The sequence below is a fragment of the Microbacterium sp. Soil_N32 genome (assembly GCF_057655505.1).
In genome coordinates, this window is record NZ_JBDGME010000019.1 from 95,896 (window position 1) to 119,358 (window position 23,463).

The window sequence follows — 23,463 nt, forward strand, 5'->3', positions numbered from 1 at the left end:
CCCTATCCGCAATCTGAAAGGTGCATCGTGCCCCCGAAACGCCGCCTTCGTTGGGCCGCACTCCCTCTGGGAGTTGTGGCAGCCGTCGTCCTGGCGGGATGTACCACCGCCGAGCTGAACGGCTACCTCCCGGGTTTCGAGGAGGGTGCCGAGGCCACCACCAACCAGACCGAGCGCGTCTCCTCGCTCTGGGTCAACTCGTGGATCGTGCTTCTCGCAGTGGGCATCATCACCTGGGCGCTCATGGCCTGGGCGGCCATCGCCTACCGCCGTCGCAAGGGCCAGACCGGCCTGCCGGTGCAGATGCGCTACAACATGCCGATCGAGATCTTCTACACGATCGTGCCGCTCATGCTGGTCCTCGGCATGTTCTTCTTCACGGCCCGCGACCAGGCTGCGATCGAGACGAAGTGGGACGACCCCGACGTCGAGATCACCGCGATCGCCAAGCAGTGGGCGTGGGACTTCCAGTACGACGCGGAGTCCGACGACGACACGGTCTGGACGATGGGCATCCAGGCGCAGCCCGACGCCGCAGGCAACATCGATCAGGATCAGCTGCCGACGCTCGTCCTCCCGGTCGACCAGAAGGTCACGATCAACCTGCAGTCGCGCGACGTCATCCACTCCTTCTGGATCATCGACTTCCTCTACAAGAAGGACATGTACATCGGTAAGGACAACTCGTGGTCCTTCATCCCCACCCGGGTGGGCGAGTACAAGGGCAAGTGCGCCGAGCTCTGCGGCGAGTACCACTCGATGATGCTCTTCAACGTCAAGGTCGTCGAGCAGGACGAGTACGACGCATACCTGAACGACCTCAAGGACCAGGGCAACACGGGCGACATCACCGACGCCTACGACCGTCTGGGCAACCTTCCCGGCACCACCGGAAACAACGACTCCGAGGAAGGAGAGGAGTAAGCCATGTCGACCACTGAAGCACCCCGCACCGACGAGGCGCACCGCTCCCGCCCCACCACTCTGCCGCCGCGCCAGGCCGCTCTCATGAGCACCACCCGCGTGGAGCAGAAGGGCAACGTCGTGGTCAAGTGGATCACCTCCACCGACCACAAGACGATCGGCTACATGTACCTGATCGCCTCGGTGCTGTTCTTCCTCCTCGGAGGCGTGATGGCGCTGGTCATCCGCGCCGAGCTCTTCTCGCCCGGCATGCAGATCGTGCCGACGAAGGAGCAGTACAACCAGCTGTTCACGATGCACGGCACGATCATGCTGCTGATGTTCGCGACCCCGCTGTTCGCGGGCTTCGCGAACGCGATCCTGCCGCTGCAGATCGGTGCGCCGGATGTGGCGTTCCCGCGTCTGAACGCCTTCGCGTTCTGGCTCTTCCTCTTCGGCTCGACGATCGCCGTCGCCGGCTTCCTCACCCCGCAGGGTGCGGCATCGTTCGGATGGTTCGCCTACCAGCCGCTCGCGAGTGCATCGTTCTCTCCGGGTGCCGGTGGAAACCTCTGGATGCTCGGACTCGGCATCTCCGGATTCGGCACGATCCTCGGCGCGGTGAACTTCATCACCACGATCATCACGATGCGCGCCCCGGGTATGACGATGTGGCGCATGCCGATCTTCTCGTGGAACACGCTCGTCACGAGCCTCCTCATCCTGATGGCCTTCCCCGTGCTCGCCGCGGCGATCTTCGCAGCCGGCGCGGACCGCGTGCTCGGTGCTCACATCTACGACCCGCAGAACGGCGGAGTGCTCCTCTGGCAGCACCTCTTCTGGTTCTTCGGCCACCCCGAGGTCTACATCATCGCGCTGCCGTTCTTCGGCATCGTGTCGGAGATCTTCCCGGTGTTCAGCCGCAAGCCGATCTTCGGATACAAGACCCTCGTGTACGCGACCATCGCGATCGCCGCCCTCTCGGTGGCCGTGTGGGCGCACCACATGTACGTGACGGGTTCGGTCCTGCTTCCGTTCTTCGCGCTGATGACGATGCTGATCGCCGTTCCGACGGGCGTGAAGATCTTCAACTGGATCGGCACGATGTGGCGAGGATCCGTGACGTTCGAGACGCCCATGGTGTTCTCGCTCGGCTTCCTGGTTTCCTTCGTGTTCGGCGGTCTGACCGGTGTGATCCTCGCGGCTCCGCCGCTGGACTTCCACCTGAGCGACTCGTACTTCGTCGTCGCCCACTTCCACTACGTCGTGTTCGGCACGGTCGTGTTCGCGATGTTCGCCGGCTTCTACTTCTGGTGGCCGAAGTGGACGGGCCGCATGCTCAACGAGCGCCTCGGCTACGTGCACTTCTGGACCCTGTTCATCGGGTTCCACATGACGTTCCTCATCCAGCACTGGCTGGGTGTCGACGGAATGGTGCGTCGCTATGCCGACTACTCCGAGGCCGACGGCTGGACCTGGGGCAACCAGGTCTCCACCATCGGCGCGATCATCCTCGGTGCATCCATGCTGCCGTTCTTCCTGAACGTCTGGATCACCGCCCGCAAGGCGCCGAAGGTCACCGTCAACGACCCGTGGGGCTACGGCGCGTCGCTCGAATGGGCGACGTCCTGCCCGCCGCCGCGTCACAACTTCACGTCGATCCCGCGCATCCGTAGCGAGCGTCCGGCCTTCGACCTGAATCACCCCGAGGCCGCGGAGTTCGCCACCACGGCTCCCGGCGAGCGAGAGGTCCACTGATCCATGCGCGACAATGTCATCCTCTGGTGGATCCTGACGGCGTTCTTCGCCCTGATCGGAGTCGTCTACACGGGCTGGAACATCCTCGCCCACCCCACCCTGCCGCTCGTCAACCAGATCGAGTGGGTCGGAACCGTCGCGCTGTTCTTCGCGGCCGCGATGGGCGCGATGATCGCGTTCTACCTTGACCGTACGCACAACGCGCAGGGCGGTGAGCTGCCGGAGGACATCCTGACCTCCGACATCGACGACGGCGACCCCGAGCTCGGCGAGTTCAGCCCGTGGTCCTGGTGGCCGCTCGTTCTCGCGGCATCCGCGGCGGTTTTCGTCGTGGGTCTCGCCGTCGGCCAGTTCCTGCTGCCGATCGGTCTCGCGATCTTCGTGGTTGCGATCGTGGGTTGGGTCTACGAGTACTACCGGGGCAACTTCGCCCGCTGATCGGTACACGTAAAGAGGAAGGCCCCGGGGAACTCCCGGGGCCTTCCTCTTTTCGCGGATAGCGGGTTCAGGGCCGCGTCCGGATGCGCGGGATCCCCGTGAGCGGGTCGACGGGTCGGCGGTGCACACCGTCGGCATCCTCGACGGGGTAGCCCTCACGCGCCCAGTACTCGAACCCACCGATCATCTCCCGCACGCGGTAGCCCAGTCGCGCGAACGCCAGCGCTCCTCGCGCTCCGCCGTTGCATCCGGGACTCCAGCAATAGACGACGACATCCGCGTCGGCAGGGATCTCATGCGGGGCGCGGGCAGCGATCTCGCTGTGGTGCATCGAGAGGGCTCCGGGGAGGCGTCCCTGCGTCCACGCCTCGCGCGACCGCACGTCGACGATCACGGGGCTCCTCTCGCCTGCGCGATCCTCGAACAGGTCGCTCGGGTCGGTTTCGTACGCGAGCTTCGCCGCGAAGTAGTCGGTGCGTTCCATCATGGTCCGAGCCTAGAGACCAGGACGTGAGCGCGCGTTCGGCATCCGGTCGTCTACCGTACGAAATCTGCCACGGTGCGGCTGTCAGAGCAGGGCGGTCATCTGCACCCGCCGGCCCCAGCGCTCGAGCCCCATACCGCCTTCGACGTCGAGCAGCGAGCGCAGGAAGGCGCCTTCGGGGACGCTCTCCGAGAAGCCGCAGCGCGAGTAGAAAGGCGCGTTCCACGGCACCTCGGCATAGGTGCGGAGCGTGATGCGGGAGTAACCGCGTGCTCTCGCCTCTTGCATCGCCGCCTCGACGAGAGCTCGACCGATGCCCCGACGTCCGTGCCGCGGAAGCACCGACAGTTGCTCCAGATGCGCGTGCCCGTCTGCGTCGAGGACGTGCACGAAACCGACGGGGGAGTGGTCGTCCCCGTCGACAGCGACCAGCGTGAAACCGGGGGTGGAGAGCCGCGTGGACCCCTGCTCCGCTGGCGGCCAGTCGGCCGCTCCGAGGAGATCGCGCAGCAGGACGTCGGCGGCATTCTCGATCGCTTCGATGTACTCGGCGTCCGACGGTCGCGCCGCCCGCAGGGAGAAGGTCACGCCGGGCCGTCCAGGTCCGCAGCGACGGCCGCGACGGCCTCGATCTCGACCAACTGGTCGTCGTAGCCGAGCGCTGCGACGCCGAGCAGGGTGCTGGGCACGTCGTGCGAGCCGAACGCGGCGTGGACGACGTCCCATGCAGCGACGAGGTCCTCCTGCCGACCCGAGGCGACGAGCACCCGCGTACTGATGACATCCGTGAGGGTCGCACCGGCGGCCCGCAGCGCTTCCCGCAGCGTCTGCACACAACGAGCCGCCTGAGCGGCGTAGTCGCCCGGCGCGGTCGTCGAGCCGTCGTCCTCGAGGGGACATGCGCCAGCCAGGAAGATGAGTCGCGCATTCGCGGGCGCCGTCGCCGCGTAGGCATAGGGGGCGGCGGCGAGCGACTCGGAGCGGATCAAGCGGACCACGGATGTCATGTGCTCCATCCTTCCAGAGCATGCAGAGAGGGCCCTGTCCGATGCGGACAGGGCCCTCTCTGACGGCGGGAACGACCTACTTGTCGTCGTCCGCCTTCTTCTTGCGAGGCTTCTTCACGGGCTCGGTGGCAATCACCGTGCTGGGCGTGTTCGGCGTCTCGTCGACGTGGTCCTCCGTCGCTTCGAGCGGGGCGTCCGGGAACCCGGCGCGCTCGTGAGCGCCCTGGATCTCGGCGGTCTCCGCGGCGGCCTCCTGCTCGATGACGTGATGCTGGTGAGCATCCGCCGCTGCGACCTCGGCCTGCGTGAGCGGGGCGAGACGGTCCTCGAAGAACCAGCGCGACAGCGAGGAGCGGAAGTTCTCCGTCCACGGGATGCGTCCCTTGGCGTTGGGGCGCACCACCAGGGGCTCGTACCCGTCGACGTCGATGAGCTTCCAGCGGTCGTACTTGTCGACCGGCTGGTGGACCTCGATGAACTCGCCGCCGGGAAGGCGCACGATACGGCCGGACTCGAAGCCGTGAAGCACGATCTCGCGGTCCTTCTTCTGCAGTGCGAGGCAGATGCGCTTCGTGACGAAGTAGCTGAGGATCGGTCCGATGAACAGCAGGGCCTGGAGCGTGTGGATCACGCCCTCCATCGTCAGCATGAAGTGCGTCGCGATGAGGTCGGACGACGCGGCCGCCCACAGCACGGCGTAGAACACGACGCCGGCGACGCCGATCGCGGTGCGTGTCGCGGCGTTCCGCGGGCGCTGAGCGATGTGGTGCTCGCGCTTGTCGCCGGTGATCCACGCCTCGATGAAGGGATAGATCGCGACGACGACGATGAAGAGACCGAGCACGGCGACCGGCAGCAGGATTCCGAACGACCAGGTGTGGTCGAGGAAGACGATGTCGAGGTTCGACGGGGCCAGACGCAGGGCACCGTCGGCGAAGCCGATGTACCAGTCCGGCTGGGTGCCGGCGGAGACGGGCGACGGGTCGTAGGGGCCGTAGTTCCAGATCGGGTTGATCTGGAAGAACGTCGCGATCAGCACGATCGTGCCGAAGACGATGAACAGGTAGCCGCCCATCTTCGACATGTACACGGGCATCATCGGGTAGCCCACGACGTTGTCGTTCGTGCGGCCGGGGCCGGCGAACTGCGTGTGCTTGTTGATGATCATGAGCATCAGGTGCAGCGCGATGAAGGCGATCACCATCATCGGCAGCAGCAGGATGTGCAGGGTGTACAGGCGCCCGACGATGTCGGTGCCGGGGAACTCGCCGCCGAAGAGGAGGAACGAGGTCCAGGTGCCGATCAGGGGGAGACCCTTGATCATTCCGTCGATGATGCGGAGGCCGTTACCCGAGAGCAGGTCGTCGGGGAGGGAGTAGCCGGTGAAGCCCTCGGCCATCGCGAGGATGAAGAGGACGAAGCCGATGACCCAGTTGAGCTCGCGCGGCTTGCGGAACGCGCCGGTGAAGAACACGCGGAGCATGTGCACGCCGATGCCGGCGATGAAGACCAGTGCCGCCCAGTGGTGGATCTGGCGGACCAGCAGGCCGCCGCGCAGATCGAACGAGATGTGCAGCGTCGACTCGAGCGCCGCCGACATCTCGATGCCGCGCATGGGAGCGTAGGCACCCGTGTAGTGCGTCTCGACCATCGATGCCTGGAAGAAGAACGTCAGGAAGGTCCCCGAGAGAAACACGACCACGAAGCTCCACAGCGCGATCTCGCCGAGCATGAACGACCAGTGGTCGGGGAAGATCTTGCGGCCGAGCTCCTTGACGATGCCCGACATGCTCGTGCGCTCATCGAGGTAGTTCGATGCGGCGCCGACGAATCGTCCGCCCAGGGGCGCCTTGGTGTCCTTGTCCTCTTTGGACAGCGTTGCGGTGCTCAATGGCGCTCCCAGAAGCTCGGGCCGACGGGCTCGGTGAAGTCACTCCGCGCGACGAGGTAGCCCTCGTCGTCGACGGTGATGGGCAGCTGCGGCAGCGGACGGGCGGCCGGTCCGAAGATGACCTTGGCGTGATCCGTGACGTCGAACTGCGACTGGTGGCAGGGGCAGAGGAGGTGGTGCGTCTGCTGCTCGTAGAGAGCCACGGGGCATCCCACGTGGGTGCAGACCTTCGAGTACGCGACGATGCCGTCGTACGACCAGTCCTTGCGGTCCTCGGCCTCTTTCAGCTGCTCGGGGCGCAGGCGCATCATCAGCACGATGGCCTTCGCCTTCTCCTCGAGGTAGCCGTCGTGGTGGCTGAGCTCGGCGAGGTCTGCGGGGATGACGTGGAAGGCCGAGCCGAGGGTGACCTCGGCGGCGCGGATCGGGGTGCCGTCCGGGTCGCGGACGAGACGCATGCCCTCTTCCCACATCGTGTGCTTGAGCAGGTGCACCGGGTCGCCGGCGTGCGGGTCTTCGGGGGTGGCGTGCGGGGCCAGTCCGCGGAAGAGCGTGACACCAGGGATGATCGAGGCGACCACGGCTGCGAACAGCGAGTTGCGGATCATCGCACGGCGTCCGAAGCCGGACTCCTCGTTCGCTGCGGCGAAGGCGGCGATCGCGCCCTCGCGGGTGGCGTCCTTGCCGCGGGTCGGGTGACGGAGCTCGATGTGCTCCTTGTCGGCCATGAGCGCCTTGGCCCAGTGGATCGCTCCGAGACCGAGCGACAGCAGGGCGAGGCCGATACCGAGACCGATGAACAGGTTGTTCTGTCGGATGTCGATGAGCGCGCCGCTCTCGATCGGGAACAGCATGTACGCCGCGACGGCCCAGATGCTTCCCGCGAGCGAGAGGTAGAACAGGGTGTAGACCGTGCGGACCGCCGTCTTCTCGACGCGCGGGTCCTTGTCGGTCATCCGCTCCCGGTGCGGCGGCAGCCCCGGGTTCTCCACGGGGTCGCTGACTGCGACACCCAGCCCCGGCGAGGGCTGGTAGGCCCTGTCCAGAGCCTTCGAGTCGTCGTCGTGTGCCATGGTGCTCCTCGTACGTTCCTCTTCGATGAATAAGCGTCAGTTGGACTTCGCCGTGATCCACACGGTCACGGCGACCAGAGCGCCGATGCCGAAGATCCAGGCGAACAGTCCCTCGGAGACGGGGCCGAGGGAGCCGAGCGAGAAGCCGCCGGGCTGCACGGACTGCTGCTGGTAGAGCAGTGCGGAGATGATGTCGCGCTTGTCCTCGTCCGACAGGTTCATGTCGCCGAAGACGGGCATGTTCTGCGGGCCGGTGACCATCGCGGCGTAGATGTGCAGCGCGCTGGTGCTGGTGATCGGCGGCGCGTACTTGCCCTCGGTGAGCGCACCGCCGGCGGCGGCCACGTTGTGGCACATCGCGCAGTTGACGCGGAACAGCTCGGCACCGTGCGCGACGTCGCCCTCGCCGTCGATGATCTCGTCCTCGGGGAACGTGGGGCCGGGGGCCTCCTCCTGGACGTACTCCGCCATGGCGAGGATCTGCGGCTCGGTGAACTGCGGGTGCTTCTGCGGGGCCTGCGGACCCTGCATCTGCAGAGGCATGCGACCGGTCGAGACCTGGAACTCGACCGCGAGCTCGCCGACGCCGTAGAGGCTCGGGCCGTTGGGCGTGCCCTGCAGGTCGAGACCGTGGCAGGTGGCGCAGTTCGCCTGGAACAGCTTCTCGCCGTCTTCGACCGTGAGTTCGGTCGACGCGGTCGGTGCATCGGTCGCGGCGAAGGCCGCGGACGCTCCGGCGTACACGGCGCCGGTGATCATGAGTCCTGCTCCGATGAGGGCCGCGGCAGCCAGGGGACTGCGGCGACCGCCAGAACGGCGCTTCTTCTCTCGTGCCATCTCGGGGATCAGCTCCGCTCTTATTTCAGGAAGTAGATAACGAAGAACAGCACGATCCAGACGACGTCGACGAAGTGCCAGTAGTAGGACACCACGATCGAGGAGGTCGCCTCCTTGTGCCGGAAGTTCTTGACGGCGTATGCGCGGCCGATGACCAGCAGGAACGCGATGAGTCCGCCGGTGACGTGCAGGGCGTGGAAGCCGGTGGTCAGGTAGAAGGCGGAGGCGTAGGCATCGGCCTGGATCGGCATGCCCTCGGCGACGAGCTGCGCGTACTCCCACACCTGACCGGAGACGAAGACCGCTCCGAGGGCGAAGGTGAGGAAGAACCACTCGACCATGCCCCAGCCGAAGAGGCGGCGGCGACCGGCGGCGTTCTTCTGCCCCTTGGCGATGCGGTAGGGCTGCAGGTCCTCCGCAGCGAACACGCCCATCTGGCACGTGAAGGAGGAGAGGACGAGGATGGCCGTGTTGACCGCTGCGAACGGGACGTTGAGCAGGTCGGTGCGGTCGGCCCACAGCTCGGGTGAAGTGCTGCGGAGGGTGAAGTAGATCGCGAAGAGTCCCGCGAAGAACATCACCTCGCTGCCGAGCCACACAATGGTGCCGACAGCTACCGGGTTGGGCCGCTTGATGGTTCTCGCCGCCGGGGCATACGTCGCTGAGGTCGTCACCCTTCCATTATGGCCGATCCGCGGGGGTGATTCTCCCACCGGCGGCCACCGATCCGCCCGTGTTGCACTTAGGGGACCCTAAGAAAACACTGCGAATCGACGGTGATTCCGCAGGAAACCGCAGTTCTGAAGGCTTCTGCCCCCGCGCACCGCCGCGGTGCACGTTTTCTCGCGCCGATAGGATCGCACACATGGCTGAAACGCTCACCTGGTCCGACCTGCTCACCACGCTCCTCGAGCGGCGGGATCTGAGCGTGTGGGAGTCGACCTGGGCGATGCGGCGCATCATGCGCGGCGAGGTGTCGGAGGCTCAGCTGGCCGGCTTCCTCGTCGCGCTCCGTGCGAAGGGCGAGACCATCGACGAGATCGTCGGGTTCCGCGACGCGATCCTCGAGGCCGCCGTCCCGCTGCCCGTCTCACCCGATGTGCTCGACATCGTCGGTACCGGTGGCGACCGGGTGGGCACGGTGAACGTGTCGACGACGGCGGCGGTGATCATCGGCTCCCTGGGCATCCCCGTGGTCAAACACGGCAATCGCGCCGCGAGTTCCTCCTCCGGGTCGTCCGACGTGCTGGGCGCCCTGGGTCTCGAGCTGTCCCTCGATCCGTCAGCCGTCGCCTCGATCCTCGACCGCACCGGCATCACGTTCGCGTGGGCAGGGGCGTTCCACCCCGGGTTCCGGCACGCCGGGGCCGTGCGATCCCAGCTCGGGGTTCCCACGGTCTTCAACATGCTCGGTCCCCTCTGCAACCCGGCTCGCGCCGAGGCCAACGCCGTCGGGGTCGCGCAGCTCGAGCGTGTTCCGCTCATCACCGGGGTCTTCCGCACCCGCGGCGCGACGGCCCTCGTCTTCCGCGGCGACGACGGCCTCGACGAACTCACCACCACAGGGCACAGCCGCATCTGGGAGGTCACGCGCGGTGACGTGCACGAGCATGACCTCGACCCGCGCGATCTGGGGATCCCCCTCGCCGAGCTCGACGATCTGCTCGGCGGGACCCCCGATCACAACGCAGAGATCCTGCGCCGCACGCTGGCCGGCGAAACGGGGGCCGTGCGGGACATCGTCCTCCTCAACGCCGCTGCGGGCATCGTCGCGTACGAGCTGAGCCAGGACGCGTCCCAGGTGCAGTACCCGATCCTCGAGCGTCTGCGCAGCGGCTTCGATCGCGCCGCCGCCGCGGTGGACGACGGACGCGCCTCCGCCAAGCTGGACGCCTGGATCGGCGCCAGCCGGGAGCTCGCGGAGGTCTGAGGCGGACATGGATCCGGTCGACGCGCTCCTCGAGATCGCCTCCCTCCTCGAGCGGGAGCGGGCGTCGCGCTATCGGGCCAAGGCCTTCCGTCATGCGGCGGCGACCTACGCGGGACTCTCCGACGACGTGCGTACCGACCCGACCGCACTGTGCGCGAGCCGCGGGATCGGCGAGTCGACGTTCGCGGTGATCCGGGAAGCGCAGAAGGGAGAAGTGCCGGCGTATCTCATCGAGCTCCGCGGTGAGGTGGAACCACCGCGCGCCTCGGCTCTCCGAGCTCGCCTGCGCGGCGACCTGCACGCGCACACCGACTGGTCCGACGGTACGACGTCGATCGCCGACATGGCGGCGGCGGCGCGGGCCCAGGGGCACGAGTACCAGGCCATCACGGACCACTCGCCGCGACTGCGCGTCGCGCGCGGGCTCTCGCCGGAGCGTCTGCGCGAGCAGATCCCGCTCGTCCGAGCCGAGTCACGCGACGGGTTCACGCTCCTCGCCGGCATCGAGGTCGACATCCTCGAGGACGGTTCCCTCGACCAGGAGGACGGCCTCCTCGCGGAGCTCGACATCGTCGTCGCGTCGGTGCACTCGAAACTGCGGATGGATGCGCGCTCCATGACGAAGCGCATGCTCCGGGCGGTCGCCGATCCGCGGGTCGACGTGCTCGGCCACTGCACCGGGCGGCTCGTGCAGGGGGAGCGGGGCACACGACCGCCCTCCGAGTTCGACGCGGCAGCGGTGTTCGCCGCCTGCGCCGAGAACGGCGTCGCGGTGGAGATCAATTCCCGCCCGGAGCGACAGGATCCGCCGGACGAACTCATCGCGATCGCGCTGGAGGCGGGCTGTCTGTTCTCCATCGACTCGGATGCGCACGCGCCGGGGCAGCTTTCGCTGCTCGACCACGGGGCCGAGCGGGCCGAGCGCGCTGGCGTGCCCGCCGCGCGGATCGTCACCACCTGGGGACTGGAGCGGCTGCGCGCCTGGGCGGAGTGACCGCCGTTCAGTGCGTTGCGGCGGCGTCGATCGCCGCGATCGCCCTCTCCATGGACGAGCCGAGGTTCCAGCGCTCGGCCAGGGCCGCCGCGTCGGCGCGTGCGGCCGGATCGAGGGCCCGCAGCGGGGTCTCGGGAACGCGGATGTCGAGATCCGTTGCGACGGCCACGACGGTGGGGGCGACGTCGAGGTACGCGGCGGCGGCCAGGATCTTCGCCCGAAGACCCGCGCTCATCCCGTCGCCGGCTTCGGCGGCGGAACGGATGCCCTGCAGGTCGCTGTGCGCCTGCAGCAGGGTCGCGGCCGTCTTCTCGCCGACTCCGGCCACCCCGGGCAGACCGTCGGACGCGTCGCCGCGGAGTGTGGCGAAGTCGGCGTACTGCCCGGGGAGCACCCGGTACTTCGCGACGACCGTGGCGTCCGTGACGACCTCGAGGTTGCTCATGCCCCGCGCGGTGTAGACGACACGCACCCCGCGGGCGTCGTCGACGAGCTGGAACAGGTCGCGGTCGCCCGTGACGATGTCGACCGGCATCGGCGACAGCGTGGCGAGGGTGCCGATGACGTCGTCGGCCTCGTGCTCGGCCACACCGACGATCGGGATGCCGAGCGCGGCGAGCTCCTCGCGGATGAGGGGGATCTGCGCCTCGAGCGGATCCGGGACCTCCTCGACGTCCGGACCCGCGGCCACGGTCGCGACGACGCGATGCTGCTTGTAGCTGGGGATGAGGTCGACGCGCCACTGCGGACGCCAGTCGTCGTCCCAGCATGCGACGACGTGGCTCGGCTCGTACAGGGAGACGAGCTTCGCGATCATGTCGAGGAGTCCGCGGGCCGCGTTGATCGGCGAGCCGTCGGGGGCGGTCACCTTGTCGGGGACCCCGTAGAACGCGCGGAAGTAGAGGCTGGCGGTGTCGAGGAGCATGAGGCGACCGGTCACGGGGGACAGTCTCGCACGGGGCTCCGACGATGCGCGGGACCGCGGTTCCCCTGGGCTCGCGGGTCTGATAATCTGAAGTGTCACTCGTGGCGTGCACCTGCATGCGCTGGTGACGTCTCACTCAAATCCACTTGCCGCAGAGCATCCGCCGGTCCATGCCGGTCGCTTGTGCGGCCCGAGTTCCCATTCACAAGGACAACCCACTACATGACTACCGCAACGACCGCCCCGGCCACCAAGCAGGTCGCCATCAACGACATCGGATCTGCTGAGGACTTCCTGGCCGCGGTCGAGAAGACCCTGAAGTTCTTCAACGATGGCGACATCATCGAGGGCACGATCGTCAAGATCGACCGCGACGAGGTCCTCCTCGACGTGGGCTACAAGACCGAGGGCGTCATCCCCTCGCGCGAGCTCTCCATCAAGCACGACGTCGACCCCAACGAGGTCGTCGCCGTCGGCGACCAGGTCGAGGCCCTGGTCCTCCAGAAGGAGGACAAGGAAGGCCGCCTGATCCTCTCCAAGAAGCGTGCTCAGTACGAGCGCGCCTGGGGAGATGTCGAGAAGATCAAGGAGAACGACGGCGTCGTCACCGGTACCGTCATCGAGGTCGTCAAGGGTGGCCTCATCGTCGACATCGGACTCCGCGGCTTCCTTCCTGCGTCGCTCATCGAGCTGCGTCGCGTCCGCGACCTCACGCCGTACCTCGGCCAGGAGATCGAGGCGAAGATCCTCGAGCTCGACAAGAACCGCAACAACGTCGTCCTGAGCCGCCGCGCGCTGCTCGAGCAGACGCAGTCGGAGTCGCGCACGACGTTCCTCAACAACCTGCACAAGGGTCAGGTCCGCAAGGGCGTCGTCTCGTCGATCGTCAACTTCGGTGCGTTCGTCGACCTGGGCGGCGTGGACGGTCTCGTGCACGTCTCCGAGCTCTCCTGGAAGCACATCGAGCACGCCTCCGAGGTCGTCGAGGTGGGCCAGGAGGTCACCGTCGAGATCCTCGAGGTCGACCTCGACCGCGAGCGCGTCTCGCTGTCGCTGAAGGCGACGCAGGAGGACCCGTGGCAGGTCTTCGCCCGCACCCACGCGATCGGTCAGGTCACGCCGGGTAAGGTCACGAAGCTCGTCCCGTTCGGTGCGTTCGTGCGCGTCGCAGACGGCATCGAGGGCCTCGTCCACATCTCCGAGCTCTCCAGCAAGCACGTCGAACTGGCCGAGCAGGTCGTCTCGGTGGGCGAAGAGGTCTTCGTCAAGGTCATCGACATCGACCTCGAGCGTCGTCGCATCTCGCTCTCGCTCAAGCAGGCCAACGAGTCGGTCGACCCCAACGGCACCGAGTTCGACCCGGCCCTCTACGGCATGGTCGCGGAGTACGACGAGAACGGCGAGTACAAGTACCCGGAGGGCTTCGACGCCGAGACGGGTGCCTGGAAGGAGGGCTTCGACGCCCAGCGCGAGGCATGGGAGCAGGAGTACGCCGCTGCCCAGGCTCGCTGGGAGGCCCACAAGGCTCAGGTCACGAAGGCCGCCGAGGCCGAGGCTGCGGCCGGCGACGACTTCGGTGGTCAGTCGTTCTCGAGCGAGTCGGCCGGTGCCGGCACCCTCGCCGACGACGAGGCTCTCGCCGCACTGCGCGAGAAGCTCTCGGGCGGCAACGCGTAAGCGTCCGACGCTGAAGGAACGGGTCGTCACCTCCGGGTGGCGGCCCGTTCCGCGTATGTGGCCGTGGAAGGATGGAGGCATGCCCCTCATCGCCCTCACCGGTGGCATCGCCTCCGGAAAGTCGACCATCGCGCGGCGGCTGGGTTCCCGCGGCGCGGTGATCGTGGATGCCGACCAGATCGTGCGCGACGTGCAGGCGCCCGGGTCGCCCGTGCTGCAGCGGATCGCGCAGACCTTCGGTGCCGAGGTGCTGAACACCGACGGATCTCTCGACCGCGCCGCTCTCGGCAGCCGCGTCTTCGGTGATCCGAAGCGGCTCGCGGCGCTCAACGCGATCGTGCATCCGGCGGTGCGGGCTGAGTCGGCGCGGCGGTTCTCCGAGGCGTTCGCGCAGGACGCCGACGCGGTGGTGGTCTACGACGTGCCGCTCCTCGTCGAGGCGCGGGTGGACGACCCCTGGGATCTGATCGTCGTGGCCCATGCTCCCGCCGCCGAGCGTCGTCGACGGCTGATCGAGCTGCGGGGGATGGACGAACGCGCGGCGCAGGAGCGCATCGATGCGCAGGTCTCGGACGAGCAGCGGCTCGCCATCGCCGACGAGGTGATTCGCACCGGTGGGTCCCTCGCCGAGACCGAGGCGCAGACGGACGCTCTGTGGGAGCGCATCTCCGCGCGCTGATCGCACGCGTTCGCTCGCAGGGAAGCGCGACCCCGATGTCGGTGGCCACGCCTACGCTGGAAGTATGCAGACCACCCGCAGCGTCCGTCCTTTCGAGGTCATCAGCGAATACGCCCCCGCCGGTGACCAGCCGCAGGCGATCGCCGAGCTCGCGTCGCGCATCAATGCCGGCGAGACGGACGTCGTGCTGCTCGGTGCGACCGGCACGGGGAAGTCCGCGACCACGGCCTGGCTGGTCGAGCAGGTGCAGCGCCCCACGCTCGTCCTCGCGCACAACAAGACGCTGGCCGCGCAGCTCGCCAACGAGTTCCGCGAGCTCATGCCCAACAACGCCGTCGAGTACTTCGTGTCGTACTACGACTACTACCAGCCCGAGGCATACGTCCCGCAGACCGATACGTTCATCGAGAAGGACTCGTCGATCAACGCCGAGGTCGAGCGCCTCCGGCACTCGACGACCAACTCGCTGCTGAGCCGCCGCGACGTGGTCGTCGTGTCGACCGTGTCCTGCATCTACGGCCTCGGGGCACCAGAGGAGTACCTCCGCGCGATGGTGGCTCTGCAGGTGGGGGAGCGGTACGACCGCGATGCGCTCATCCGCCAGTTCATCGCCATGCAGTACAACCGCAACGACGTCGATTTCTCGCGCGGCAACTTCCGGGTGCGCGGCGACACGATCGAGATCATCCCGGTCTACGAGGAGCACGCGATCCGCATCGAGCTCTTCGGCGACGAGATCGAGGCGCTGTACTCGCTGCACCCGCTCACGGGAGAGGTGATCGAGAAGCTCGACTCCGTGCCGATCTTCCCCGCGTCGCATTACGTGGCGGGTACCGACGTCATTCAGCGCTCCATCGGCACGATCGAGCACGAGCTGGAGGAGCGGCTGGCCGAGTTCGAGCGGCAGGGCAAGCTGCTCGAGGCCCAGCGGCTGCGGATGCGCACGACGTTCGACCTCGAGATGCTGCAGCAGCTCGGATTCTGCTCCGGCATCGAGAACTACTCGCGTCATATGGACGGACGGATGCCCGGGGAGCCGCCGCACACGCTGCTGGACTTCTTCCCCGACGACTTCCTGCTCGTCATCGACGAGTCGCACGTCACCGTTCCTCAGATCGGCGCGATGTACGAGGGCGATGCGTCTCGCAAGCGCACGCTCGTCGACCACGGGTTCCGCCTCCCCAGTGCGATGGACAACCGGCCGCTGCGGTGGGACGAGTTCAAGAACCGCATCGGGCAGACCGTCTACCTCTCGGCGACGCCCGGCAAGTACGAGATGGGGATCGCCGACGGAGTGGTCGAGCAGATCATCCGTCCGACCGGTCTGGTCGATCCCGAGATCATCGTCAAGCCGTCGAAGGGGCAGATCGACGACCTCCTTGAGGAGATCCGCCTGCGCGTGGAGCGCGACGAGCGCGTGCTGGTGACGACACTGACGAAGAAGATGGCCGAGGAGCTCACCGACTTCCTCGGCGAGCACGGCGTTCGCGTGCGGTACCTGCACTCCGACGTCGACACTCTGCGGCGCGTCGAGCTGCTCAGCGAACTGCGATCGGGCGTGTACGACGTGCTCGTCGGTATCAACCTCTTGCGCGAGGGGCTCGACCTGCCCGAGGTGTCGCTCGTGGCGATCCTCGACGCCGACAAGGAGGGCTTCCTCCGCTCGGGTACCTCACTCATCCAGACCATCGGTCGCGCGGCGCGAAACGTGTCGGGGCAGGTGCACATGTACGCCGACAAGATCACGGACTCGATGGCGAAGGCGATCGAAGAGACGGATCGGCGTCGCGAGAAGCAGATCGCCTACAACACCGAGCACGGCATCGATCCGCAGCCGCTGCGCAAGCGGATCGCCGACATCACCGAGGTGCTCGCGCGAGAGGGCGCCGATACGGCCGAGATGCTCTCGGGTCGCGGGAAGGGTTCGGGCAAGGGCAAGTCCCCGACGCCCAACCTCCGCCGCGAGGGGATCGCCGCCGAGGGGGCGAACCAGCTGGAGGCGATGATCGAGGACCTCTCGAACCAGATGCTCGCCGCCGCGTCCGAGTTGAAGTTCGAGTTGGCCGGACGGCTGCGCGACGAGGTGCAGGATCTCAAGAAGGAGCTGCGAGCGATCGAGCGCGCCGGTCACGCCTGACGGTCCCGGCATCGAGGACGAGACACGTCGTCGCATTTCGGCACCGCGCCCCGGGCTTCGCGGTGCTCTGCCGCGGCGTCTCGGTTCGCGGTGCTCCTCCGCGTCTTCTCGGGTGCACTGTCGTCAGGGGCAGTGGATCAGCGGCTTCGGACCCGATCGGTCGATCTCGTGCGCGGTCATGGGCGCGCCGCACAGCGGGCAGGCGCGCTCTGCCCGCTCGGCCGCGGTGGGCGCGGGCGTCTTCTCGTAGGGACCGACGGAGGCCGGCCCCGCGAACCTGATGAGGTTCGTGTTGACCCAGGCGTAGAGTCCGCCGGCTTCACGGATGCGTGTACGGAGCGGGGGGCGCTCCCGATCGTGTGCCATGTTCGTTAGTGTACTAACTATTAGTGTCTGTGTATAGTGAGCGCGTGTCCACCGCCGACGACCTCCTCCGCCTCGAGAATCAGCTCTGCTTCGCCGTGGTGACAGCCGCGCGCAACATCGTCGCCGTCTACCGGCCGATCCTGGAGCCGCTCGGACTCACGCATCCGCAGTACCTTGTCATGCTCGCGCTGTGGGAGCGATCGCCCCGTGCGCTCGCGGATCTCGCGGCTGACCTCGCCCTCGAGCCTGCCACCGCCTCACCCCTCGTCAAGCGTCTCGAGGCCGACGGGCTCGTCGTGCGGGCGCGCGCCGCAGAGGACGAGCGGCGGCTGGAGATTGCGTTGACCGACAAGGGGCGGGCACTGCGGGAACGCGCGCTCGAGGTGCCGGCACGAGTGATGGCCGCGGTGGGGATGGGCGTCGACGAGGTCGCGGCGCTGCGAGACGGACTGGGGGCGTTCGCGGGTCGTCGGCTCGGAGACGGCTGAGCGTCCAGCCCCCTCGGAGCCAATGTCCGTGGCCCCTCGTAGACTTGTTCGGTGCCCATCGTCCCCGTTGCCTCCGCCGGAAAACTCAGTGTTCGCGGCTCTCGCGTCCACAACCTCAAGAACGTCGACATCGACATCCCCCGCGACTCTCTCGTCGTATTCACGGGTCTGTCGGGGTCCGGCAAGTCGAGCCTCGCGTTCGACACGATCTTCGCCGAGGGACAGCGCCGCTACGTCGAGTCGCTGAGCGCGTACGCGCGCCAGTTCCTCGGTCAGGTCGACCGGCCGGACGTCGACTTCATCGAGGGGCTCAGCCCCGCGGTCTCGATCGACCAGAAGTCGACGAACCGCAACCCGCGGTCGACGGTCGGCACGATCACCGAGATCTACGACTACATGCGTCTGCTGTGGGCGCGTATCGGTGTTCCCCACTGCCCCGAGTGCGGTGAGAAGATCCAGCGCCAGACCGTGCAGCAGATCGCCGATCAGCTGATCGAACTCCCCGAGCGCACCCGCTACCAGATCGTCGCGCCCATCGTCTCGCAGAAGAAGGGGGAGTTCGTCGACCTCTTCCGCGAACTGGGCGCGAAGGGCTACTCGCGAGCCATCGTCGACGGCGACCTGATCCAGCTCGCCGAGCCGCCCACGCTCAAGAAGAGCTACAAGCACGACATCAGCGTGGTGGTCGACCGGCTCGTCGCATCCGGTGACATCCTCGGTCGGGTGACCGACTCCGTCGAGACGGCCCTCGGGCTCGCCGGCGGCGTGATGCAGGTGAACTTCGTCGACGAAGAGGGCGACGCCGCGTGGCAGTCGTTCTCCGAGAAGCTCGCCTGCCCGAACGGTCACGCGCTCACGCTCACGGAGATCGAGCCGCGGACCTTCTCGTTCAACGCGCCGTTCGGAGCCTGCCCGGCGTGTTCGGGTCTCGGCACGCGCATGTCCGTGGACGTCGACCTGATGCTGGGCGACGAGGACCTCTCGATCCGCGAGGGCGTGATCATCCCGTGGACCACGCAGGGCAAGGGGCTCTTCCAGTACTACGAGCGACTTCTCGAGGGCCTTTCGCGCGACCTCGACTTCTCGCTCGACACGCCATGGCGCAAGCTGCACTCCGACGTGCAGAACGCGGTGCTCCGCGGCGAGAACTACAAGGTGACGGTCAAGTGGAAGAACCGCTACGGACGTGAGATGCGGTACGCCTCGGGCTTCGAGGGTGTCGTGCCGTACATCGAGCGTCAGTATCTGCAGGCCGAGTCCGACACGCAGCGGGCACGCTGGGGCGAGTATCTCCGCGAGGTGCCGTGCCCGGTTTGCAATGGCGACCGGCTCAAGCCCGAGGTGCTGGCCGTGCAGGTGCACGGACGGTCCATCGCCGAGGTCTCGCACCTGAGCCTCAGCGATGCGCGGGCGTTCATGGAGACGCTCACCCTGACCGACCGTGAAGCCAAGATCGCGGCGCAGGTCCTCCGTGAGATCCGCCTGCGTCTCGACTTCCTGCTGCAGGTGGGACTGTCGTACCTCAACCTGAGCCGGTCGGCCGGCTCGCTCTCCGGAGGAGAGGCGCAGCGGATCCGTCTCGCCACCCAGATCGGCTCCGGACTGACCGGTGTGCTCTACGTGCTCGACGAGCCGTCGATCGGTCTTCACCAGCGCGACAACCGACGCCTCATCAACACGCTCATCAAGCTGCGCGACCTCGGCAACACCCTGATCGTCGTCGAGCACGACGAAGAGACGATCGAGGCGGCCGACTGGGTCGTCGACATCGGACCGGGGGCCGGCGTGAACGGCGGCGAGGTCGTGCACTCCGGGCCGTACGAGTCGCTGCTCGCCGACCGCTCGTCGATGACGGGGGAGTACCTCTCCGGTCGACGCGAGATCGCTACCCCCGCGAAGCGTCGCAAGCTCGACCGCAAGCGCATGCTCAACGTCATCGGGGCGCGCGAGAACAACCTCAAGAACGTCGACGCCAGCTTCCCGCTCGGCGTGCTGACCGCCGTCACCGGCGTGAGCGGGTCGGGGAAGTCGTCGCTCGTCAACGACATCCTGTACCAGGTGCTCGCTTCGCGTCTCAACGGCGCCCGGACGGTTCCCGGCAAGCACACCCGGGTCACCGGACTCGACAACCTCGACAAGGTGGTGCACGTCGACCAGGCGCCGATCGGGCGCACGCCGCGATCGAACCCCGCGACCTACACGGGGGTCTTCGACCGCATCCGCACGCTCTTCAGCGAGACCCCCGAGGCCAAGGTCCGCGGCTACCAGCCCGGCCGGTTCAGCTTCAACGTCAAGGGCGGGCGCTGCGAGGCATGCTCGGGTGACGGCACGATCAAGATCGAGATGAACTTCCTGCCCGACGTCTACGTCGACTGCGAGGTGTGCCACGGCAAGCGGTACAACCGCGACACCCTCGCGGTGCACTACAAGGGCAAGAACATCGCCGAGGTGCTCGAGATGCCGATCGAGGAGGCCGCCGAGTTCTTCGAGCCGATCCAGGCGATCCACCGTTACATGAAGACTCTGGTCGACGTCGGTCTCGGGTACGTGCGGCTCGGTCAGTCCGCAACGACGCTGTCGGGCGGCGAGGCGCAGCGCGTGAAGCTCGCGACCGAACTCCAGCGCCGCAGCAACGGCCGCAGCATCTACGTGCTCGACGAGCCGACGACCGGTCTGCACTTCGAAGACGTGCGCAAGCTGCTCGAGGTCCTCAACGGGCTCGTCGACAAGGGCAACACGGTCATCGTCATCGAGCACAACCTCGACGTGATCAAGTCGGCCGACTGGGTCATCGACCTCGGCCCCGAGGGCGGTTCCGGCGGCGGCGAGATCCTCGCCACCGGCACTCCCGAGCAGATCGCTCAGGTCGAGGAGAGTCACACCGGACAGTTCCTCGCCGAGATCCTCGGGAGCGGCCGCACGGCGCGCAAGGCGAGCTGATGGCCGACGTCCTTCCGTACCGGCCGCGGACGGGGGAGATCCCGACCGACCCGGGCGTCTACCGATTCCGCGACGCGGACGGGCGTGTGCTGTACGTCGGCAAGGCGAAGAACCTCCGGCAGCGACTGTCGAACTACTTCGCCCCGCTGCGCACGCTGCACGAACGCACGCGCCGCATGGTGACGACTGCGGCGTCGGTCGAGTGGACCGTCGTGCCGACCGACATCGACTCGCTGCAGCTCGAGTACATGTGGATCAAGGAGTTCGATCCGCCCTTCAACGTGCGCTACAAGGACGACAAGTCTTACCCCTTCATGGCGGTCACGCTGGGCGACGAGGCGCCTCGCGTGATCGTCACCCGCAACCGCAGGATCCCGGGTGCGCGCTACTTCGGGCCGTACCCGAAGGTGTGGGCGGTGCACGAGACCATCGATCTGATGATCAAGGCGTTCCCGATCCGCACCTGCAGCGATGCCAGCTACAAGCGGGCGATGCAGACGGGACGCCCGTGCTTCCCGGGGCAGATCGGCAAGTGCGGCGGGCCGTGCTCGATGACGGTCACCATCGAGGAGCACCGGGCGATGGTGAACGACTTCGTCGCCTTCATGGCCGGCGGGGACGAACGCTTCACGAGAGAACTGCGTCGTCGGATGCTCGACGCCTCGGCGGCCATGGACTACGAGGCCGCAGCGAAGTATCGCGACAAGCTCGGCGCGATCGATGCCGTGCTCGGCAAGAGCGCTCTCGTGCTCCCCTCCGACGAAGACGCCGACCTGTTCGGCATCGCCGAGGACGAGCTCGCCGCCTCGGTGCAGCATTTCGTGGTGCGCGGCGGTCGGGTGCGCGCGGTGCGCGCGACCATGATCGAGAAGGAGCTCGACATCTCGGGCGCCGAACTGGTCGACCAGGTGCTGCAGCGGGCCTACGGCGACGCGCCGGACATCCCCCGCCGCATCCTCGTGCCCGTGCTGCCCGAAGACGCCGCGGCGCTCGAGGAGTGGCTGCGCGAGCGACGCGGTCGGAAGGTGGAGATCGCGGTCGCTCAGCGCGGCCAGCGCGCCGACCTCATGCGCACGGCGACCGTCAATGCCCAGCAGGCTCTGATCCGCCACAAGACGCGTCGCACCAGCGACTACGTCGCCCGCACGCAGGCCCTGACGGACCTGCAGGAGGCGATCGGCATGGACGAGGCGCCGCTGCGGATCGAGTGCTTCGACATCTCGCATCTGGGCGGCACGAACGTCGTCGCCTCGATGGTCGTCTTCGAAGACGGCCTCCCGCGCAAAGACCAGTACCGGTCGTTCAACATCGCGGAGACGACCGACGACACCGATTCGATGTACCAGGTGCTGCGCCGTCGTCTCGCATACCTCGATCGTCCGGACGCCGACGATGAGGCGGATTCCGCCGGCAGTGCCGCCCGGGGCGACCAGGTCGACGGTGCACTGGCCGACCCGACGACCGGGATCGTCGCCGTCGCCGAGGCCCTGGCGGCGGGCGTCTCGGACGAGGTCGTGGAGACCCCCGCACGGAAGAAACCGCGGTTCGCCTACCGCCCGCAGCTGCTGCTCGTCGACGGCGGACAGCCGCAGGTCGAGGCTGCGGCACGGGCCCTGCGCGACGCGGGGCATCCCGAGATCGCCGTCTGCGGCATCGCGAAACGGCTCGAGGAGGTGTGGCTCCCCGGCGACGACTTCCCGGTGATCCTCCCGCGCACGAGCGAGGCGCTCTACCTGCTCCAGCGTCTGCGTGACGAGGCGCACCGGTTCGCGATCACCCACCAGCGCAAACGACGGCGCAACGACATCACGACGGTCCTGGCCGAGGTGCCGGGGCTCGGGGCGTCGCGCATCAAGGTGCTCCTCAAGCATTTCGGCTCGGTGACCGCCCTCCGGGCCGCCGCCCCGGAGCAGATCGAGGAGGTGCCGGGCATCGGACCGGTGCTCGCGCGCAACATCCACACGCACCTCGGCAGTCGATAGGCTGGAGTTCCACGCGAGAAGGAGCATGCTGCGATGACCGAGTCCGAGCAGGGCGAATTCCTCATCGTCACGGGAATGTCCGGTGCCGGGCGGACGACCGTCGCGAACGCCCTGGAGGACCTCGGCTGGTACGTGGTCGACAACCTCCCCCCGCAGATCCTGCGACCGCTGATCGACCTGACCGACATGGGCGGCGATGCTCTGCCGAAGGTCGCCGCCGTGGTCGACGTGCGAGGTGGCAGTCTGTTCGACGACTTCCCCGAGGTCGCGCGGCTGCTGCGTTCCCGCGGATCGGTGCGGGTGCTGTTCCTCGAGGCATCCGACGACGTGCTCGTGCGCCGCTTCGAGGCCGTCCGACGCCCGCACCCACTGCAGGGCGACGGCACGCTCCTCGACGGCATTCGCAAGGAACGGGCCCGCCTCGCGCCGATCCACGAGTCCGCCGACATGGTGATCGACACCTCCAGCTCGAACATCCACCAACTCGCCACGCAGGTCTCGGAACTGTTCTCCGCCGAGGGGCAGGCGCGGCACCGCGTCACACTGCTCAGTTTCGGGTTCAAGTACGGTCTGCCGACCGACGTCGACCTCGTGGCGGACATGCGGTTCCTGCCCAACCCGTTTTGGAACGAGGAGCTCCGCGGACTCACCGGTCAGGACGAGGCGGTGCGCGACTACGTGCTGTCGCGCGAGGGAGCGGGCGACTTCCTCGAGGCGTACGCGACGGCGCTCGTTCCCGTGCTGGAGGGCTACCAGCGCGAGAACAAGAGCCACTCGACCATCGCCATCGGATGCACGGGCGGGAAGCACCGCTCCGTGGCCATGTCCGAGGAGCTGGCACGGCGCCTCGCGGCGATCCCCGGCGTCGCCGTCAGCGTGCGCCACCGCGACCTCGGGCGCGAGTAGGAGAGCGACCAGACGGTAAGCTGGACGTTTGCGTCGCGACCCGGCGCG

The 23,463-nt window shown here is 67.5% G+C and carries 21 protein-coding genes; 12 read left to right on the forward strand and 9 right to left on the reverse strand.

Annotated features, from left to right (window positions below; genetic code table 11):
- Positions 1-27 precede the first annotated feature (27 nt).
- The 3 genes from ctaC to AC3A3J_RS08515 are packed head-to-tail and all read left to right on the forward strand — an operon-like array spanning position 28 to position 3,099.
- Positions 28-924, forward strand: coding sequence for an aa3-type cytochrome oxidase subunit II (ctaC, locus tag AC3A3J_RS08505; RefSeq protein WP_487671869.1), 897 nt, complete (start codon positions 28-30; stop codon positions 922-924).
- A 3-nt stretch (positions 925-927) separates the two neighbouring features.
- Positions 928-2,661, forward strand: a complete 1,734-nt coding sequence (ctaD, locus tag AC3A3J_RS08510) for an aa3-type cytochrome oxidase subunit I (protein WP_314648008.1) — start codon at positions 928-930, stop codon at positions 2,659-2,661.
- Positions 2,662-2,664: 3 nt separating this feature from the next.
- Entirely contained in the window at positions 2,665-3,099 is a 435-nt protein-coding gene (locus AC3A3J_RS08515) for a cytochrome c oxidase subunit 4 (RefSeq protein ID WP_314648007.1), read from the forward strand.
- Positions 3,100-3,166: 67 nt separating this feature from the next.
- Here the strand turns inward: AC3A3J_RS08515 and AC3A3J_RS08520 are convergent, their stop codons facing one another.
- The 7 genes from AC3A3J_RS08520 to ctaE all read right to left on the reverse strand — a co-directional run bounded on the left by AC3A3J_RS08520 (position 3,167) and on the right by ctaE (position 9,065).
- Positions 3,167-3,586, reverse strand: a complete 420-nt coding sequence (locus AC3A3J_RS08520) for a rhodanese-like domain-containing protein (RefSeq protein ID WP_487671870.1) — start codon at positions 3,584-3,586, stop codon at positions 3,167-3,169.
- A gap of 81 nt (positions 3,587-3,667) precedes the next feature.
- A complete protein-coding gene (locus tag AC3A3J_RS08525) occupies positions 3,668-4,171 on the reverse strand; it encodes a GNAT family N-acetyltransferase (RefSeq protein ID WP_487671871.1) in 504 nt (167 codons plus the stop codon).
- Positions 4,168-4,590, reverse strand: a complete 423-nt coding sequence (locus AC3A3J_RS08530) for a RidA family protein (RefSeq protein WP_487671872.1) — start codon at positions 4,588-4,590, stop codon at positions 4,168-4,170. The genes AC3A3J_RS08525 and AC3A3J_RS08530 overlap by 4 nt, the downstream gene beginning before the upstream one ends.
- 76 nt (positions 4,591-4,666) lie before the next feature.
- Positions 4,667-6,481 (reverse strand): cytochrome bc1 complex cytochrome b subunit, encoded by a 1,815-nt coding sequence (gene qcrB / locus AC3A3J_RS08535; protein WP_487671873.1) that lies wholly within the window; start codon positions 6,479-6,481, stop codon positions 4,667-4,669.
- Entirely contained in the window at positions 6,478-7,554 is a 1,077-nt protein-coding gene (qcrA, locus tag AC3A3J_RS08540; protein WP_487671874.1) for a cytochrome bc1 complex Rieske iron-sulfur subunit, read from the reverse strand. The genes qcrB and qcrA overlap by 4 nt, the downstream gene beginning before the upstream one ends.
- Before the next feature lie 36 nt (positions 7,555-7,590).
- Positions 7,591-8,391 (reverse strand): cytochrome bc1 complex diheme cytochrome c subunit, encoded by an 801-nt coding sequence (gene qcrC, locus AC3A3J_RS08545; protein ID WP_487671875.1) that lies wholly within the window; start codon positions 8,389-8,391, stop codon positions 7,591-7,593.
- A gap of 20 nt (positions 8,392-8,411) precedes the next feature.
- Positions 8,412-9,065 (reverse strand): aa3-type cytochrome oxidase subunit III, encoded by a 654-nt coding sequence (gene ctaE, locus AC3A3J_RS08550; RefSeq protein ID WP_487671876.1) that lies wholly within the window; start codon positions 9,063-9,065, stop codon positions 8,412-8,414.
- 191 nt (positions 9,066-9,256) lie between these two features.
- Here ctaE and trpD point away from each other — a divergent pair, with 191 nt between their 5' ends.
- Positions 9,257-10,321 carry an anthranilate phosphoribosyltransferase gene (gene trpD, locus AC3A3J_RS08555; protein ID WP_487671877.1) on the forward strand — a complete coding sequence of 355 codons (1,065 nt, stop codon included), beginning with the start codon at positions 9,257-9,259 and terminating at the stop codon, positions 10,319-10,321.
- 7 nt (positions 10,322-10,328) lie between these two features.
- The gene (locus AC3A3J_RS08560; RefSeq protein WP_487671878.1) at positions 10,329-11,315 is read left to right on the forward strand and encodes a PHP domain-containing protein; all 987 of its coding nucleotides are present in this window, start codon (positions 10,329-10,331) and stop codon (positions 11,313-11,315) included.
- Positions 11,316-11,322: 7 nt separating this feature from the next.
- On the opposite strand, the gene AC3A3J_RS08565 is transcribed toward AC3A3J_RS08560, so the two are convergent.
- The gene (locus tag AC3A3J_RS08565; protein ID WP_487671879.1) at positions 11,323-12,255 is read right to left on the reverse strand and encodes a 5'-3' exonuclease; all 933 of its coding nucleotides are present in this window, start codon (positions 12,253-12,255) and stop codon (positions 11,323-11,325) included.
- Positions 12,256-12,462: 207 nt separating this feature from the next.
- On the opposite strand from AC3A3J_RS08565, the gene rpsA reads away from it, so the two are divergent.
- The 3 genes from rpsA to uvrB all read left to right on the forward strand — a co-directional run bounded on the left by rpsA (position 12,463) and on the right by uvrB (position 16,733).
- On the forward strand, positions 12,463-13,917 hold the full coding sequence (gene rpsA, locus AC3A3J_RS08570; RefSeq protein ID WP_314647997.1) for a 30S ribosomal protein S1: 1,455 nt from the start codon (positions 12,463-12,465) through the stop codon (positions 13,915-13,917).
- Between the two features lie 79 nt (positions 13,918-13,996).
- The gene (gene coaE, locus AC3A3J_RS08575) at positions 13,997-14,596 is read left to right on the forward strand and encodes a dephospho-CoA kinase (RefSeq protein ID WP_487671880.1); all 600 of its coding nucleotides are present in this window, start codon (positions 13,997-13,999) and stop codon (positions 14,594-14,596) included.
- Between the two features lie 64 nt (positions 14,597-14,660).
- Positions 14,661-16,733, forward strand: coding sequence for an excinuclease ABC subunit UvrB (uvrB, locus tag AC3A3J_RS08580; protein WP_487671881.1), 2,073 nt, complete (start codon positions 14,661-14,663; stop codon positions 16,731-16,733).
- Between the two features lie 123 nt (positions 16,734-16,856).
- Here the strand turns inward: uvrB and AC3A3J_RS08585 are convergent, their stop codons facing one another.
- The gene (locus tag AC3A3J_RS08585; RefSeq protein ID WP_487671882.1) at positions 16,857-17,099 is read right to left on the reverse strand and encodes a hypothetical protein; all 243 of its coding nucleotides are present in this window, start codon (positions 17,097-17,099) and stop codon (positions 16,857-16,859) included.
- A 44-nt stretch (positions 17,100-17,143) separates the two neighbouring features.
- On the opposite strand from AC3A3J_RS08585, the gene AC3A3J_RS08590 reads away from it, so the two are divergent.
- Genes AC3A3J_RS08590 through rapZ form a run of 4 tightly spaced genes read left to right on the forward strand, consistent with a single transcriptional unit; the run spans position 17,144 to position 23,415 of the window.
- Positions 17,144-17,587 carry a MarR family winged helix-turn-helix transcriptional regulator gene (locus AC3A3J_RS08590; RefSeq protein ID WP_487671883.1) on the forward strand — a complete coding sequence of 148 codons (444 nt, stop codon included), beginning with the start codon at positions 17,144-17,146 and terminating at the stop codon, positions 17,585-17,587.
- A 51-nt stretch (positions 17,588-17,638) separates the two neighbouring features.
- Positions 17,639-20,527, forward strand: a complete 2,889-nt coding sequence (uvrA, locus tag AC3A3J_RS08595; RefSeq protein WP_487671884.1) for an excinuclease ABC subunit UvrA — start codon at positions 17,639-17,641, stop codon at positions 20,525-20,527.
- Entirely contained in the window at positions 20,527-22,509 is a 1,983-nt protein-coding gene (gene uvrC, locus AC3A3J_RS08600) for an excinuclease ABC subunit UvrC (RefSeq protein ID WP_487671885.1), read from the forward strand. Before uvrA ends, uvrC begins: the two co-directional genes overlap by 1 nt.
- 33 nt (positions 22,510-22,542) lie before the next feature.
- Complete coding sequence (gene rapZ, locus AC3A3J_RS08605) at positions 22,543-23,415, forward strand: RNase adapter RapZ (RefSeq protein WP_487671886.1); 873 nt, start codon at positions 22,543-22,545, stop codon at positions 23,413-23,415.
- Positions 23,416-23,463 lie beyond the last annotated feature (48 nt).